This is a genomic window from Methylobacterium sp. yr668 (assembly GCF_900116245.1).
Taxonomy (GTDB): Bacteria; Pseudomonadota; Alphaproteobacteria; order Rhizobiales; family Beijerinckiaceae; genus Methylobacterium.
In genome coordinates, this window is the sequence record NZ_FOZY01000005.1 from 259,314 (window position 1) to 275,084 (window position 15,771).

15 protein-coding genes and 1 pseudogene are annotated in these 15,771 nt (G+C 72.1%); 3 read left to right on the forward strand and 13 right to left on the reverse strand.

Going from position 1 to position 15,771, the window contains the following annotated elements:
• Positions 1 to 7: 7 nt before the first annotated feature.
• Positions 8 to 274 (reverse strand): hypothetical protein, encoded by a 267-nt coding sequence (locus tag BM419_RS32810; RefSeq protein ID WP_244540734.1) that lies wholly within the window; start codon positions 272 to 274, stop codon positions 8 to 10.
• On the opposite strand from BM419_RS32810, the gene BM419_RS09080 reads away from it, so the two are divergent.
• Complete coding sequence (locus tag BM419_RS09080) at positions 183 to 1,808, forward strand: methyl-accepting chemotaxis protein (RefSeq protein ID WP_244540732.1); 1,626 nt, start codon at positions 183 to 185, stop codon at positions 1,806 to 1,808. The genes BM419_RS32810 and BM419_RS09080 overlap by 92 nt on opposite strands.
• A 54-nt stretch (positions 1,809 to 1,862) precedes the next feature.
• Here BM419_RS09080 and BM419_RS09085 read toward each other — a convergent pair whose 3' ends face one another.
• The 7 genes from BM419_RS09085 to BM419_RS09115 all read right to left on the reverse strand — a co-directional run bounded on the left by BM419_RS09085 (position 1,863) and on the right by BM419_RS09115 (position 10,436).
• Positions 1,863 to 2,876, reverse strand: a complete 1,014-nt coding sequence (locus tag BM419_RS09085; RefSeq protein ID WP_091926249.1) for an adenosine kinase — start codon at positions 2,874 to 2,876, stop codon at positions 1,863 to 1,865.
• A 52-nt stretch (positions 2,877 to 2,928) separates the two neighbouring features.
• Positions 2,929 to 3,480, reverse strand: a complete 552-nt coding sequence (locus BM419_RS09090; protein WP_244491937.1) for a Uma2 family endonuclease — start codon at positions 3,478 to 3,480, stop codon at positions 2,929 to 2,931.
• Between the two features lie 76 nt (positions 3,481 to 3,556).
• Positions 3,557 to 4,966, reverse strand: coding sequence for an MFS transporter (locus tag BM419_RS09095; RefSeq protein WP_091926278.1), 1,410 nt, complete (start codon positions 4,964 to 4,966; stop codon positions 3,557 to 3,559).
• Positions 4,967 to 5,065: 99 nt separating this feature from the next.
• A complete protein-coding gene (locus BM419_RS09100) occupies positions 5,066 to 5,995 on the reverse strand; it encodes a glutaminase (protein ID WP_020092523.1) in 930 nt (309 codons plus the stop codon).
• Positions 5,996 to 6,303: 308 nt separating this feature from the next.
• The gene (locus BM419_RS09105; protein WP_026604824.1) at positions 6,304 to 8,073 is read right to left on the reverse strand and encodes an ABC transporter ATP-binding protein; all 1,770 of its coding nucleotides are present in this window, start codon (positions 8,071 to 8,073) and stop codon (positions 6,304 to 6,306) included.
• A 204-nt stretch (positions 8,074 to 8,277) separates the two neighbouring features.
• Positions 8,278 to 9,654 carry an MFS transporter gene (locus tag BM419_RS09110; RefSeq protein WP_042669687.1) on the reverse strand — a complete coding sequence of 459 codons (1,377 nt, stop codon included), beginning with the start codon at positions 9,652 to 9,654 and terminating at the stop codon, positions 8,278 to 8,280.
• Positions 9,651 to 10,436 (reverse strand): PRC-barrel domain-containing protein, encoded by a 786-nt coding sequence (locus BM419_RS09115; RefSeq protein WP_091926250.1) that lies wholly within the window; start codon positions 10,434 to 10,436, stop codon positions 9,651 to 9,653. The genes BM419_RS09110 and BM419_RS09115 overlap by 4 nt, the downstream gene beginning before the upstream one ends.
• Before the next feature lie 339 nt (positions 10,437 to 10,775).
• Here BM419_RS09115 and BM419_RS09120 point away from each other — a divergent pair, with 339 nt between their 5' ends.
• The gene (locus tag BM419_RS09120) at positions 10,776 to 11,183 is read left to right on the forward strand and encodes a hypothetical protein (protein ID WP_026604823.1); all 408 of its coding nucleotides are present in this window, start codon (positions 10,776 to 10,778) and stop codon (positions 11,181 to 11,183) included.
• A 111-nt stretch (positions 11,184 to 11,294) separates the two neighbouring features.
• Here BM419_RS09120 and BM419_RS09125 read toward each other — a convergent pair.
• The 3 genes and pseudogenes from BM419_RS09125 to BM419_RS33200 all read right to left on the reverse strand — a co-directional run.
• A pseudogene (locus tag BM419_RS09125) lies at positions 11,295 to 11,648 on the reverse strand (PRC-barrel domain-containing protein); the annotation flags it as partial.
• A 118-nt stretch (positions 11,649 to 11,766) separates the two neighbouring features.
• Positions 11,767 to 12,252, reverse strand: a complete 486-nt coding sequence (locus BM419_RS09130; protein WP_042669689.1) for a DUF2721 domain-containing protein — start codon at positions 12,250 to 12,252, stop codon at positions 11,767 to 11,769.
• 49 nt (positions 12,253 to 12,301) lie between these two features.
• A complete protein-coding gene (locus BM419_RS33200) occupies positions 12,302 to 12,424 on the reverse strand; it encodes a hypothetical protein (protein WP_020092516.1) in 123 nt (40 codons plus the stop codon).
• A 243-nt stretch (positions 12,425 to 12,667) separates the two neighbouring features.
• Here BM419_RS33200 and BM419_RS09135 point away from each other — a divergent pair, with 243 nt between their 5' ends.
• Complete coding sequence (locus tag BM419_RS09135) at positions 12,668 to 13,027, forward strand: SWIB/MDM2 domain-containing protein (protein ID WP_012320460.1); 360 nt, start codon at positions 12,668 to 12,670, stop codon at positions 13,025 to 13,027.
• Positions 13,028 to 13,368: 341 nt separating this feature from the next.
• Here the strand turns inward: BM419_RS09135 and BM419_RS09140 are convergent, their stop codons facing one another.
• Positions 13,369 to 14,166 carry an SDR family NAD(P)-dependent oxidoreductase gene (locus tag BM419_RS09140; protein ID WP_091926251.1) on the reverse strand — a complete coding sequence of 266 codons (798 nt, stop codon included), beginning with the start codon at positions 14,164 to 14,166 and terminating at the stop codon, positions 13,369 to 13,371.
• Positions 14,167 to 14,234: 68 nt separating this feature from the next.
• Positions 14,235 to 15,662, reverse strand: a complete 1,428-nt coding sequence (locus tag BM419_RS09145) for an MFS transporter (RefSeq protein ID WP_091926252.1) — start codon at positions 15,660 to 15,662, stop codon at positions 14,235 to 14,237.
• Between the last annotated feature and the right edge of the window lie 109 nt (positions 15,663 to 15,771).

Consider the following 15,771-nt stretch of genomic DNA (forward strand, 5'->3'; position numbering starts at 1 on the left):
CGACGCGCTATGCGTTCCGCGCCGATCTGCGGCGCAGATCGCTGCCGCAGTAGAGGTTGCGGAAAAATCTGTCTTTCATCTTCATGCATCCCGACGCGACGGTGTCGTCCTCTGTGGTGCCCGAGATGAGACTGCGAAGAAGTATCGTATCAAAGCTGATACTGCCCTCGATTGTCGGCTTTCTGCTTTTCCTGGCAAGCTCGGCCGTCGGCTTGATGCAGATACAGGCCATCAACGCCGCCGCCGTGGAGACCCGCGACGTCTGGGTGCGCAAGGACAACGATCTCCATACGATTCGATTCCTGATGCTGCGGTACCACACGACGACGATCCGCAAGGTGGTCGCCGTCGACGACGGTGAGAACCGGGACCTCGATGCCGAGTTCGTCGAGATGGATCGGTCCATCCCCGAGGCCTTCCAGAGCTACCGCGCGCGCGCGACGACGCCCCGGGAGCGCGCGCTCTGGGACGCGTTCGAGGGGCGGTGGAAGGTCTATCGCGTCGCCCAGGAGGCGATCCTCGTGCCGCTCAGGCGCGGCGACCGGAACGCGGCCCGCGACGCCATCGCGCCCGCCCGCCCGCCGCTCGTGGCCGCCTTCGATGCCCTGGCGGATCTCGCCCAGGTCACCGCCGAGGGCACGAACGTCTCGGTCCAGCGCTCCGAGGACGCGTTCCGGACGGCGTGGTCCGTCACCGTCGCGCTCGCGGTCATCGGGTTGCTCATGACCGGCGCGGCGGTCTGGTGGGTCTGGCACCGGGTCGCCCGCCCGATCCGGTCCCTGGCCGGAACCATGGGCCGGCTCGCGGCCGACGACCTCGACGCGGCCGTCGGCGGTTCCGAGCGCGGGGACGAGATCGGCGTCATGGCGGCGTCCGTCCAGGTCTTCAAGGACGGCCTGATCCGGGCGCGCACGCTCGAGCACGACGCCGCACAGGCCCGCGCCACGGCCGAGGCGGAGCGGCGGAGCGGCATGCACCGGATCGCCGACGCCTTCGAGGGCACGGTCGGCGGCATCATCGGCACGGTCTCGGCCGCCGTCGCCGCGCTGCAGGACACGGCCTCGGCCATGAACGAGGCGGCCGCCGACACCGCCGATCGCTCCGGCCGGGTGGCGAGCGCGGCCGAACGCGCCGCCAGCACCGTCAGCGTCGCGGCGGCGGCGGCCGAGGAACTCGGCGCCTCCGTCCAGGAGATCGGCCGCCAGGTCGCGGGTTCGACGGAACTGACACAGTCGGCGGTCGCGGACGCGGAGGCGACCGCGCATCTGGTCCAAGAGCTGAACGGGGCGGCGATCCAGATCGGTCATGTCGTGACCCTGATCTCGACCATCGCCGAGCAGACGAATCTCCTCGCGCTGAACGCCACGATCGAGGCGGCGCGGGCCGGCGCGGCGGGCCGCGGCTTCGCCGTCGTGGCCGCGGAGGTCAAGGAACTGGCCGCTCAGACCGCGCGGGCAACCGACGAGATCGGCGGCCACGTCGCCCGCATCCAGTCTTCCACCGGCGACGCCGTCACGGCGATCGGACGCATCGGCGGTCGGGTTCAGGAACTCAGCGCGGTGGCGACGCGGATCGCCAGCGCCGTGGAGCAGCAGGGCGCCGCGACGCAGGAGATCGTCCGCAACGTCTCCCAGGCCGCCCAGGGGGCAGCGGACGTCACCAGCACCATCACGGGCGTCGCCGACGCGGCGAAGGGGACCGGAGCGGCGGCCGATCAGGTTCTCACGGCAGCCTCGGAGCTGTCGAACCGGTCCGGCCACCTCAGGGACGAGGTGACGCGCTTCCTCGCGACCGTCCGCGTGGCCTGAGCGCGCGGGATCGGCGCGGACGCGGATCTCCCACCGCGCGCCCGGCGCGCCGGCTCAGAGGAGCCCGCGCGCCTTGGCCAGGCCGACCAGGTCCGCCTGCGGGCGGGCGCCGATATGCTGGATGACCTCGGCGGCCGCGAGCGTGCCCAGGCGGGCGCTGGCGACGTTGTCGAGCCCGCGGGCGTGCCCGGCCAGGAAGCCGGCGGCGAACAGGTCGCCCGCGCCGGTCGTGTCGACCACCGTCTGGACCGGGCTCGCCTCGACGGCCCGGACCTCGCCGCCCTGGACCACCAGGGCGCCGTCGGCCGAGCGCGTGACGAGGCCGAGCAGGTGCCGGCCGCGGGCGTTGCGCTCGTCGCGCAGGGCCGCCACGGCGGCCTCGGGATCCTCGGTCTCGTAGAGGCTCTGCAGCTCGGCCATGTTGGCGAACAGGATGTCGATGCTGCCGTCCCGCACGAGGCCGAGGAACTCGTCGCGGTAGCGGCCCACGCAGAACGCGTCCGACAGGGTCAGCGCGACGGCGTTGCCCGCCTGATGGGCGAGCTGCGCGGCCTTGCGGAACGCGTCCTTGGCGGCCGGCGGATCCCACAGGTAGCCCTCGAGATAGACGACGCGGGCCGAGCTCACGAGCGCCTTGTCGACGTCGTCGGGCGACAGGCCCTGGCAGGCGCCGAGATACGTGTTCATCGTGCGCTCGCCGTCCGGCGTCACGAGCACGAAGCACCGGGCGGTGGCCGGCCCCTCGGCGGCGGCCGGGACGGCGAAGTCGACGCCGGTCGCCTTGAGGTCGTGGCTGAACAGGCCGCCGAGCTCGTCGTTCCGGACCTTGCCGACGAAGCCGGTCTTGGCCCCGAGGAGCGCCGCGCCGACCGCGGTGTTGGCGCCCGAGCCGCCCGACACGATCGTCGCCGGTCCCATCGCCTGGAACAGCGCCTCGGCCCGCGGCTCGTCGATGAGCTGCATCGCGCCCTTGGTGACGCCCTGCGCCGACAGGAAGGCGTCGTCCGTGCGGGCGATCACGTCGACGATCGCGTTGCCGAGCACGAGGAGATCGAGGGGTGCAGTCATCCGGGCGTCCTGATTCGCGTTCGCGCCGCTGTGGCATCCGCCTCGGATCGGATCAAGCGCCGTCGTCGGCGGGCGCGAGGTCGGCGAACAGCTCCGGCACGGGCAGGCGCAGGCCGGGGGGCGTCAGGTCCAGCGTCTCCCGGGTCGCGATGCGGGTCTCGATCAGGCCGCCCTGCGCGCGGCGGTGATGGATGACGAGACGCTTCACCGGATCCACGATCAGATAGTGGATGACGCTCTCCAGACCGAAGTAGCGGGTCAATTTCAGGCCCGAGTCCACCGCGCGTGTGCCCGGCGACTGAACCTCGACGACGATGACGGGATCGGTGATCTCGGTCGCATCGGGGTCAGCGCGCATCCCGCAGTAAACGAGGGCGTCGGGCTCGAAGACCGTATCCCGATCGACGCGAACACTGATGCCATCCGGCAGCGCGTAGCAGGCGCTCCCCGCTTGCTTCAGTGCGGACCGGAGCGCCAGATAGGTGGCCGCCTTGACCTCGGCATGCCGAACGCGCTCCGGCGACATCGCGAACACCTCGCCATCGACCAGCTCGAAGCGCCCCGGCTGCCCCTCGGCCCAGGCGAGAAACTCGTCGACCGTCATCCGGGATCTCGGCTGAGCGACCATGCCCGAGGTTAGCACGGATTCGGCTTGCCGGGAGCTGTGCTCCTCACGGGCCTCACCCCGCGATCTTCTCCAGCGCGACGTCCCGCGTCCGGGGACCCAGCAGCCCGACGAGCAGGCCCGCGGCCAGCATCGCCGCCGAGATGAACAGGAACACGCCCGGCGTCCCGGCCTCCCGCAGCACGAACGCGATGACGAAGCCGGTGAAGATCGCCGAGAAGCGGCTCCAGGAATAGACGAAGCCGACCGCCCGGGCCCGGATGCCCGTGGGGAACAGCTCGGCCTGATAGGCGTGGAAGCTGTACGACATCACGTTCGAGGCCAGCGTCAGGCCGATGCCGAGCGCCACGATGACGGCGACGTCCCGCGTCTGCGCGAAGGCCAGGCCGCAGGCGATGTAGAGGAGGGCGGCGGCCACGATGACGTGCTTGCGCTCGAACCGGTCGGCGATGGCGAGGCCGATCAGGGGCCCGACCGGGGCGGCCAGCGCGATCAGCGCCGTGTAGGCGAGGCTCGACGTCACCGTGATGCCCTGGGCCACCAGGAGGGTCGGCACCCAGTTGGCGAAGCCGTAGAAGCCGACCGTCTGGAAGACGTTGAACCCCGCCATCATCAGGGCGCGGCGCCGGTAGGGCTGGAACCACATGTCGCGGAACGCGCCGCGCGGCTGCACCGGCTCCGGCGCGGCCGGTGCGGGAAGCGCGCCGCCGTGCTCGGCCGCGATCCGCGCCTCCAGCCGCCGCAGGACCGCCTCGGCCTCCGCCAGACGGCCGTGCTCGACGAGCCAGCGCGGGCTCTCCGGCAGGCCCGCTCGCATCCACCAGACCACGATCGCCGCCGAGGCGCCGATCAGCACCACCCAGCGCCACCCGTCGATGCCGAGGGGCGCCGCCGGGATCAGCAGGTAGGACAGGAACGCCACCACCGGCACGGCGGTGAAGCCGATGCCCTGGCACAGGGCGAAGGCCCGGCCCCGGATCGCCTTCGGCACCAGCTCGGACAGGTAGCTGCCGATCGTCACCATCTCCAGGCCGAGGCCGATCCCCGCGATCAGGCGCCAGAGGTTGAGGCCGAAGGCGTCGCTCTGGCAGGCCATCACCACGTTGGCGGCGGTGTAGGACAGCAGCGACCACGTGAAGATCGCCCGCCGGCCGAACCGGTCGGCGAGCCAGCCGCAGGCGATGGTGCCGATGAACAGGCCGGTGAAGAGGGCCGCCACGAAGCTCGCGACGCCGCTGGCGCCGAACAGGCCCGGGGTCGTCGGCGTGAGGATCCCGGCCTTGACGAGGCCCGGCGCGACGTAGCCGGTGAACAGCAGGTCGTAGAGCTCGAAGAAGAAGCCGAGGCCGAGCAGCACCACGAGGCGCCAGACCGTCGGCGTCGCCGGAAGCCGGTCGAGGCGGGCCAGGATGGCGCCGGGATCGAGAGCTTCCTCGGCAGCCCGGACTGCCGTACGCGTCGCCATGCCGGTGCGCCCCGTCTCGGCGCCGCGGCGCCCCGCCGGCGCAGTGCCGCGGAAGCGGGCGCCGCGCAAGAGGGTGCGACGCGGGGCGCGGCGCTCTCCTCAGGCGCCGAAGACGGACCAGCCCATGCGCTGCGTCAGCCGCTCCAGGGCGATGCGGCCGAGATGGGAATTGCCCGCCGCGTCGAGGCCGGGCGACCAGACGGCGATGGACGCCTTGCCGGGCGCGATCGCCAGGATGCTGCCGCCGACCCCGCTCTTGCCCGGCAGGCCCACGCGGTAGGCGAACTCGCCCGACCCGTCGTAGTGGCCGCAGGTCAGCATGATCGCGTTGATGCGGCGCGCGCGCTCCGCCGACACCACCGAGTGGCCGGTCGACGGGTTGACGCCGTTATGCGCCAGGAACCGTCCGGCCCGCGCGAGCTGGCGGCAGTTCATCGCGATGGCGCAGTGGTGGAAGTAGACGCCGAGCGTGTAGTCGACCGGATTGTCGAGGACGCCGAACGACTTCATGTAGTTGGCCAGCGCGGTGTTGCGGAAGCCCGTGCGCTTCTCCGAAGCCGCCACCGTCTCGTCGATGGTGATGCTGGAATCCTGGGCCAGGAACTGCATGAAGCGCAGGATCTCGCCCAGCGCCTCGCGGGGCTCGTGGCCCGAGAGGATCACGTCGGTGACCGCGATCGCGCCCGCGTTGATGAAGGGATTGCGCGGCACGCCGCGCTCCCGCTCCAGCTGCACGATGGAATTGAACGGATTGCCCGAGGGCTCGCGGCCGACCCGTTTCCAGAGGCGGTCGCCGACCATGCCGAGGGCGAGGGTGAGCGTGAACACCTTCGACACGCTCTGGATCGAGAACGGCGTCTCGCTGTCGCCGCCGGTGAAGACCTGCCCCTCGGCGTCGATCACCGCCAGGCCGAACTGGCCGGGATCGACCCGGGCGAGCTCCGGGATGTAGTCCGCGACCGCGCCCCGGTCGGGGCGCTGGGCCATCTCCTCGGAGATCTCCCGGATAACGTGGGCAAGGTCGGGCACGGTCGGGCTCGGGCGTCGCGTTGCGTCGGAACCGGGCCGGTTCGCGACGTCTCAGGCGATGCAAGCTCCGGTCCGGCCGCGCGGTGATCTAGCAGTGCCGGGCGGGCGTGGGAACCGGAGCGGCCGTGCCCGCGCGACGATCGGCCGGCGAGCGCCGGCCGCCGGGCCGTCACTCGATCCATACCGTCATCGCGAGCGCAGAGAAGCGACCCAGGGATGCGCCACGCTCGGGCATCGCGTGCCTCACTGGATTGCTTCGCTGCGCTCGCAAAGACGGCTGCGGTGCGTCCGCTCGGCGAGAAGGATCATCACGCGGCGGCGAGCGCCATCGCCATCGATTCCTTCTTCATCAGCTCCCGGAAGAAGCCGTCGAGATGGGTCAGCTTGTCGGGCGAGCCGTCCTGCGCGATGCGGCCGCCGTCGAGCACGACGATCCGGTCGAAATCCTGCAGCGTCGAGAGACGGTGCGCGATCGCGATGACGGTCCGGCCCTTCATCAGGTTGGCGAGGGCGTGACGGATCGCCTGCTCGGATTCGGCGTCGAGCGCCGAGGTCGCCTCGTCGAGCAGCAGGATCGGCGAGTTCTTCAGGATCGCCCGGGCGATGGCGATGCGCTGCCGCTGGCCGCCCGAGAGCTTCACGCCGCGATCGCCCACGATCGTGTCGAAGCCTTCCGGCAGGGCCTTGATGAAGTCGGTGCAGTGCGCCGCCTCGGCCGCCTGCCAGACCTCCTCGTCGGTCGCCTCGGGCCGGCCGTAGCGGATGTTCTCACGCAGGGAGCGGTGGAACATCGAGACGTCCTGCGGCACGACCGTGATGGCCTCCCGCAAGGATTCCTGCGTGACGCGCTCGATGTTCTGGCCGTTGATGCGGATCGCGCCGCTCTGCACGTCGTAGAAGCGCTGGATCAGCGAGAACAGGGTCGACTTGCCGCCGCCCGACCTGCCCACGAGGCCGACGCGCTGGCCGGGCTCGATGACGAGGTCGAAGTCGGTGAAGACGGGGCGCCCGTCCGGATAGCTGAACGCGACGTGCTCGAACTCGATCTTGGCGCCCTGGCCGCTGAGCGGCTGCGCCTCCGGATGGTCCACGAGGTCGTGGGGCTGGAGCAGGGTGTGCAGCGCCTCGGAGAGGCGGGCGGTGTGCTGGGTCGCGTCGACCAGCGCCACCGCGAGGTCGCGGGTCGCGGCGAGGATGCGGATGCCGAGCGTGCAGACGAGGACCACCTGACCGTTCGTCGCCTGGCCGGCCTCCCACATCTGGATCGCCCAGTAGAGCAGGCCGAACACGGCGAGCACGGTGAGCACCGCGTGCACGATGCGCAGCTTCTCGAGATAGAGCAGCGAGGAGCGGCGGGCGCGCATCTCGGTGGCGACGGTGCCCTCGAAGCGCTGGCCCTCGCGCTTGAACGCCGAGAAAGCGCGCACGAGCGACATGTTGCCGACGAGGTCGACCATCTCGCCGTCGACGGAGGCGGCCTTGGCGGCGAAGTCGTGGTGCAGCGGCTTGCCGGCCGCGGCCATCTTGAACATCAGCACGACGACGGCGGCGAACACGCCCGCCAGGATGCCCGCCATGGTGAGGTTGACGGTGGCGATGTAGGCGATCGACCCGAAGGCCGCGACCGTCGGCGGCATCACGTTGAACACGAACATGTTCTCGACCGTGAAGATCGCGTTCGAGGTCGCCGTGATCCGCGACGCCAGGGTGCCCGGCTGGCGGTCGGAGAAGAAGGTCGGGGAGTGGCCGGTCAGGTGCCGGAACAGGTCGCGCCGGATGTCGCCCGTGATGCCCACGAAGGTGAAGGCGCCGGTCAGCGCGGCCACGCGCCAGAGCATGTTGTCGGCGGCGATGAAGGCGATCAGGACCGCCAGGGCGCCCCAGATCACGGTGTTGTCGGGGCCGGGACCCTTCGTCAGCGCGTCGACCACGCCCTTCAGGGCGTAGTCGGTGGAGACCGAGAAGCCGACGGCGCCGAGCACCGAGATCAGGATGACCAGGTGCGGCAGCCAGCGGCGCCGGAGATACCGTCCGACGAAGGCGAAGGGCCTGTCGGCGTATCGGTGCAGCTCTTCCATCGCGGTGACCATTCCGTATTCGCGCGGCTTTGGCTTACGGGCTGAGGCGGAGTGCAGCGCGGGCGCAGTCTGACCCGCAGCGGCAACGCGAGAGCGTTGCCATATGTTTCACCGGCTCGCACCTTCGTTGCGCTTTTATCCGCAGAACCTGAACGCCGCTTGAGCGGCGTGGAAACACCCAAGCGAATCCGATGCCGTGACCGTTCAGGCCGCGCGCTCCGGCTGGCGCGTCTCCGGCATGATCAGCGCCACCAGCATGAAGGCCGCGAAGCCGACGACCGCGAGCCCCAGGAAGGCGCTGTGGCTGCCGAGATGGTCGGCCATGATGCCGGCGAGCGAGGTCGAGAGGGCCGCGCCGATGCCCATGGCGGTCCCGACCGCACCGAGGGCGAGGTTGAAGCGGCCGGTGCCGCGGGTGAGGTCCGACACGATCAGCGGCACCATCACGCCCAGCACCGAGGCCGAGATCCCGTCGAGCACCTGGATGGCGACGAGGCCGTAGGGGTTGGTCGTGTAGGCGAGCAGCAGGCCGCGGACCGGGAGGGCGCCGAAGCCGAACAGCAGCACCGGGTAGCGGCCGAAACGCTCGGCGGCCCGGCCGACCGCCGGGGCGCTGACCGCGAGGACGGCCTGCGGGACCATGATGCAGGCCGCCACGAGCGCGGTCGCGGTCTCGCTCGCCCGCAGGGTCAGGACGCTGCCGACGAGGGGCAGCATCGCGGCGTTGGCGAGGAAGAACAGCACCATGCAGGCCGCGAAGCACAGGAGGCCGCGGTTGGTCAGGAGTGCGCGGATGCCGTCCTGGCCGGACGCGGGCGCCGTCGAGGCCGGCGCCGCCTGGGCCGGGGCCGGCTCCTTGAACACACCCGGATCGATGTCCTGGGCGCGGATGCGCGCCAGCGCGATCACCGTCGGGATCCCGAGGGCGGCGGTGAGGTAGAAGACGGCGCCGTTCGACAGGTAGTAGCCGATGGCGCCCATGCCGGCCGCGCCGAGGGCGTTGCCCAGGGCGGCGAAGCTCGCGTTCCGGCCGAGGCGCTCGCCGGCCCGGGCGCGCCCGACCAGGCCGATGCTGATCGCCGCGATGGCCGGCGTCAGCACGCAGCTCGCGGCCGAGTGGAGCGCCATCGCCAGGAGCACGATCAGGAAGCTCGGCCAGACCGCCAGCGCGAAGGCGCTGCCGGCGATCCCGATGACCGCCACGGCGGCGGCGAAGCGCTTCGAGCGCACGACGTCGACGAAGGCGCCCCCCGGCACCTGGCCGAGGAGCGCCACGAGGCTGCCGACCGTGAGGGCGAAGCCGATGTCGGACTGGGTCCACTTGGCCTGCGAGAAGTAGACCGCCAGGAACGGGCCGAACCCGGTCTGCAGGTTCGCGACGAAGAACGCGAAGGCGTCGAGGCCGTAGCGGCTCGCCGACGAGATCGCGCGTTCGCCGTGGACCGCCGAGCCTGCCGGCGCGCGTGCGGCCTCGGCCGCCTGATCCTTCAGGCGGGTCGGACGGGAACGGATGTCCTGCCGGGGCACGTCACGCTCGCGGGGGGCGGCGGCGGTTCTGACCTTCAACCGGGCCACCGTCACTTATCCGGTGCCTTCTCCGGGGGCGGGGCGGGCGCGGGCGCGGGCACAGGCGCGGCGGGGGTCGGCGGGGTCGCGGCGGCAGGCGCCGCGGCGCCCGAGGCTGCGTTGCCGGGCACCGGCGCGGCCGGGGCCGGGGCCGACTGCGGCGGTGTCGCGGAGCCCGCCGTCGGCGCGGCCGCCTGCTCGCCCTCGGCCGCGGGCGCGGCCGGGCTGGCGGGGCCCAGGACCACGATCGGCTCGCCGGCCTTGTATTCCGGGGAGACGCGGACCTGATTGCGGGTCAGCGCGACCGACAGCTTGCGCTCCTTCCCGCCGTCCGGCGTGAAGCGCAGGGCGCGCCAGTCCACGGCGATCTTGCGGGTTCCCACACCGAGGAAGCCGCCGAAATCGATGATGGCGGCGCGGGGATGACCCTCCTTGTCGATGATGATGTCGATGACGCGCCCGAGCTCGTCGCCGCCGGCGCTGCGCACGCTGCGGCCGAGCAGGCTCTCGTAATCCTGCGTGTCGAGGACGGTGGCGGGTGTCCCCTGCTGCTGGGCCTGGGCCGCGGAGGGCGGCGCGCCCGCGGCAGCCGGCGGGCTGGCGGGCGGGGCGGCCGGGGTCGCCGCGGGCGGTGGCGTCGGGGCCGGTACCGGGGCCGGCGTCTGGGCCGGCGGTGCGGATGGCGGCGCGGCCGGACTCTGCGGCGCGGCCTGACCGGCAGGACCCTCGCTGCCGCTCACCTGGGCCTGCGCCGCGGCCCCCGACGCCCAGAGGGCGAGCGTCACGGCCGCGATCATCCGGTTGGTTCTGAACACGCTTCGTCCTCTGAGGAAAGGCCGGGCCGCGCCGGCGTGCCGGCGCGTCCACGACCGCATTCGGCCGGTTCCGGGTCCGCCGCCGGCAGGATCCCGCCCGCGGATGGCGTCGTGCCGCAGGACCTGGGCGAAGTTATGGACCGCGGCGGCCTCGCAGCAAGGCTCGGGCCGCGCGGGGCGCCCGCACGGTCCGAGGGGGCGGCGTCATCCCCCGGCGTCCCGCGGCGCTGTCTGGTTTTCGCCGCATCCCCAGCGTAGACAACCGCGCATAAACCCACGCGAGCCGCGGATGGCACCGCGGCCACTGTCGAGGACTACACGATGTCGACCCTCACCACGTCGCGATGCGCGGCAGCGCGCGGCCTCGCGCTCGGTGCCGCCCTGTCCGGTCTCGTGGCCGGCTGTCAGGCGCTCGGCGGAGGCGGAGGCGTGATGCCGGCGACGGAGGTCGGGCTGCCGCCGTCGCTGCGCGGTTCGCTGCCGAACCGCGAGCCGCGCAACGCCGCGGTCGATGCCGACGGTCAGCCTCTCCAGACGGCGCCGACGAGGCAGCTCGCGATTCCCAAGACCGCCGGCGGCGCCACGCGGACGGCCGACAGCGGCGAGCGCCGCATCCGGCGCGAGGATCTCGACGGCGGCAACGCGGCCGTCGGCGGCAGCGGCGGCAGCGGCTCGATGGGCCCGATGCTGTCGCCGGGCGGCAGCGTCGGCCTCGGCGGGAAGTTCTGAGCCGGCACGTCCCGGGGCCCGCACCGCTCCGCAGCGGGGCATCCGCGCGCCGCGACGCGGGATGATCCGCGCCCGACAGCCCGGGTCGACGAGCCGGGCCTAACCGGCCGCCTGGCTCGGCGCCTCCGCGAGCACGCCGGGCTCGAGATCGACCACGTAGCCGCCGAGTTCGGTGCTGTAGCTCAGCGCCTTCCAGGGCAGCGGGTGGTGGGTCTCGCCGAGCCCGAGGAAGCCCCCGAAGGCCAGAACCGCGTAGGCGACCTGTCCGGAGATCTTGTCCACCATGAAATTGTGGATGGCGCCGAGGTGGCGGCCGCTGCGGTCGTAGACGGCGGTGCCCTCGACCCTGTTGGACGCGATCAGACGCGGCGTCTCGTCGATGGCGACGCCTTCGCCGGCGGCGGGGTCGAGCTCCAGCGTGCCGGGCTTTCTCAGGGTGCGCTCGTTGGGCAGGTCCGTCGGCATGATCTCTCCCGGTTCGCGCGCGGGGTCGTGCCCGCGCGGCGGTCCCTCGGCTCACTAAGCGCGCCGGTCGGGACCGGTTCCGCCGGCGGGGCGCGGGGTCCGGACCCGCACCGAGCGCTCAGCGGTCGGGCGGCATGCCGGCGCTCGCCCGCCGCTGGTTGATCCGGTCGCGGACCGAGCGGTTCGCCAGCAGCATCTCGAAGCCGAAGGCCACGAGGGCGCACAGCGTGCACAGGATCGCCGCGCCGAACAGGCCGAACAGCAGGGTCGCGACCGTGCTGTCGCGCAGCGCGCCCACGAACAGCGTCAGCACCGAGCCGCAGGTCGCCACGCCGCCGAGCGCGGCCAGGAACACCGCGGCGTCGAGCGCGAGGGAGCGCCGGTGAAGGCGGTCCAGGCGCTGCCCGAGGCGGACGCGCTCGGCGTCGCCGGCCCCCGCCAGCAATCCGGAGACGTGGTCGGCCTGGTCCGCCACGCGCGCGAGGCGGGCCCCGAAGACGTTGAGGAGCGTCGCGATGCCCGACAGCAGGAAGACGGGGCTGAGCGCCACCTGGACGACGTGGGCAGTCCCTTCCAGGCTCGCGAGGGTGATCGGGTCGGTCATGCGGTCGGGCTGATGCACCCGGCGGACCGGCGCGGCAATCCCGGGTCGCTCAGATCAGTCCGCGCCCCGGCGCGGTGCCGGAGGCCGTCGTCTCCGCGCGGATCACCAACCCGAGACCGGTGACCAGTCCGGTGGCGAGCAGGAGCGCGAGCGTGAGGGCCGGGGCGAACATGTCTGTACTTCGCGCGCAGGATTGTTAAGAGCAGGTTTCGCGCCCGGCATCGGACCGAATAATCTTCACCACGGCGTCGATCGGGCGATCCCACAGGGGATTCTCGTGCGTGCCTTGTGGATGAGGGGGCTGCAAAGGCAATTTCCCCTTGGAACGGCGGCGGCACCGCTTAGTTGCTGCTATGCTGGCTCGGCCGTGGGGCGATCATGCCCCGGCCTGCGGCCCGAGAACCGGAGGAAGTTTATGGCCACAAAGACCGAGAAGGCTGCGCCGAAGGCGGCCAAGACCACCAAGACTGCGGAGAAGGCCGCCCCGGCGAAGGCTGCGAAGCCGGCTGCCGCCAAGTCGGCCGGCACCAAGCCCAACGCTCTGCAGCAGCCGCTGAAGCCGTCGGCCGAGCTCGGCGCCATCGTCGGCACCAGCCCGCTGCCCCGCGGCGAGGTGGTCAGCAAGGTTTGGGACTACATCAAGAAGAACAATCTTCAGAACCCGCAGAACAAGCGCGAGATCGTTGCCGACGACAAGCTCAAGAAGGTCTTCGGCAAGGACAAGTGCTCCATGTTCGAGATGAACAAGCATCTCGCCGCCCACCTGAAGGCCTGATCACGACCTAGAGCCAAGTCCGGCGTCTCGTCTGGGCCGACGGCTCTAGGTGCCTCCGCGACGCTCCAGTCGGGCCGGCCGACCGGCCGACATGGCGCGGCGCGCCGCGGGCGAAAGCCCGGTATCCAGAGCCGCCGGTCGCTCCGGCGGGCTCGGGCGATCCGCGGAGCGGGGCGCGTCCACAGGTCCGGATCCACGGGTCTGGATCGCGGGCTTCCTCGCGCGCTCTCGCCGGGCATCGCGGTTCCGCGCCCGCGGGTTGGTTGACCGGGCCACCGCTTCCGAGACCGGCGGGTGATGCTCGGACCGGTCCTGATCCCGGGTTCGGGCCCTGCCTGATCCTAGGCGAGGCCCTGCAGGACACCGCCGTCGACCCGCAGAGCTGCGCCGGTGGTGGCGCTCGCGGCCGGGCTGCAGAGATAGGCGACGAGGTTCGCCACCTCCTCCACCCGCGCGAGGCGCCGGATCAGCGAGGAAGGCCGGTGCTCCGCGACGAACTGGCGGCCCATGGCCTCGAGGTCGGCGTCGGCCGCGCCGCCGGCCATCTGCGTCATGAACTCCGCGACGCCCTCCGACAGGGTTGGGCCGGGCAGGACGCTGTTGACCGTCACGCCGCTGCCGGCCACCGTCTGGGCGAGCCCGCGGGAAATCGCGAGCTGCGCGGTCTTGGTCATCCCGTAATGGACCATCTCGGTCGGCGTGTTGATCCCGGACTCGCTGGAGATGAAGATCACCCGGCCCCAGCCGCGCTCCGCCATGCCGGGCGTGTAGGCCCGGGACAGGCGCACGCCGCTCATCACGTTGACGTCGAAGAAGCGCTGCCAGTCGGCATCCGGGATCTCGAAGAACGGCTTCGGCTCGAAGATCCCGGTGTTGTTGACCAGGATATCCACGACCGGCAGCCCCTGGACGAGCGCGGACACGCCGTCCGCGGTCGCGACATCCCCCGGTGCCGCGAAGGCGCGGCCGGCCCGCGCCTCGCCCCGCAGCCTCGCCAGCGCGGCCTCGACGCGCTCGGGCGTGCGGCCGTTGATGCCGACCTCGGCGCCGAGGTCGAGGAGTTCCTTGGCGATGGCGTAGCCGATGCCGCCGGTCGAGCCGGTGACCAGGGCCTTCCGGCCGGAGAGATCGAGATCCATGGGACGCTCCTGCACGTGACTCGTCGCGTCAACGCGGTCCCGCGCCCGCGGTGGCATACGGGGTCGGTCTAGCCGCTCCGACTCCGCCGCAGGACGCTGGCGCAGCCGCCGATCACCGAGAGCGCCACCGCGCAGGAGAGCGAGATGGTGACGGCCCGCTCGGCCCCGAGCCCGTGCGTCAGGCCGAAGATCACCGCCACCAGGGCCGCGCCGAACGACTGCCCGGTGAGCCGCGCCGTCGACTGCATCCCGCTCGCCCCGCCGGCCCGCTCGCGCGGCGCCGAGGTGACGATGACCTTGTTGTTGGGCGACTGGAACAGGCCGAAGCCGAGGCCGCACAGGGTGAGCCTCCAGACGATGTCGAGGGTGGCGGGGGCCGCGGGCAGGAGCGTCACGCTGACGAGCCCGGCGGCCATCATGGCCAGCCCGACGCCGCCGAGGATGCCGGGCGGGTAGCGGTCCGCGAGGCGGCCGGAGATCGGCGCCATCGCGGCGACCGCGATCGGCCAGGGGGTGAGCAGGAAGCCGGTCTGGGTGCTGGAGAGGTGCAGCACGTCCTGGAAGTAGAAGGGCAGCGCCACGTAGGAGACCATCTGGGCGCAGAACGAGGCGACGGACGTCGCCATCGACAGGGCGAAGGCGGGGATCCGCAGCAGGTCGACCGGCAGGAGCGGGGCGGGCAGCCGGATCTGGCGCCGGACGAACACCGCGGCGATGACCAGGGCGGCGGCGAGCTCGACGATCGCGACCCCGCGCGCCTCCGGATCGCCGAGACCGTCGATCCCGATGATCAGCAGGCCGAAGGTCAGCGCGTTGAGCACCGCGCTCGCGAGGTCGAAGGGGCGGCCGCTCGCCGGTGTGACCGGCAGGGTCCGGGACGCCACCGCCAGGGCCAGCAGGCCCACGGGGATGTTCACGAGGAAAAGCCAGGGCCAGGTCGCCACCGACAGGATCGCCGCCGCCACGGTCGGGCCGGCGGCCGAGGCCACCGCCACCACCAGCGCGACGTTGGCGACCCCCTGGCCGATCATCCGGTGCGGGTAGATGAAGCGCACGAAGCCGATATTCACGCTCATGATCGCCGCGCCACCGAGGCCCTGGACGATGCGCGCCGCGATCAGCATCGGCAGGTTCGGCGCGACCGCGCAGGCGAGCGACGCGGCGACGAACAGCGCGAGCCCCGGCAGGTAGACTTTCCGGAAGCCGAAGATGTCGCCGAGGGCCGCGAACGGCAGGAGGCTCGCCGTGACGGCGACCTGGTAGGCGTTGACCACGAAGATCGCGTCGGCCGGCCGGACCGCGAGGTCCTTGGCCATGACGGGCAGCGCCACGTTGACGATGGCCCCGTCGAGGACCGCCATGGTCATGGCGAGCCCGATCGCCGCCATGGCGAGGACGCGCTCGCGCGGCGGCAGGCCGTCCTGGACGGGCCCCTGCGCGGTGCCCTGAGGATGACCCGGCGGGCTGCCTGTCGGACCGTGCGGGACCTGCACCATGGGTGCGCGCTCCTGCGGCGTCCCGGCGGGTCCGTGACGTCGATGGCGGGGGGACATCCGGGCACGGGACGCGCCGCGGATGCTGCTCCCTGTCGCGCAGGCGGGGAGG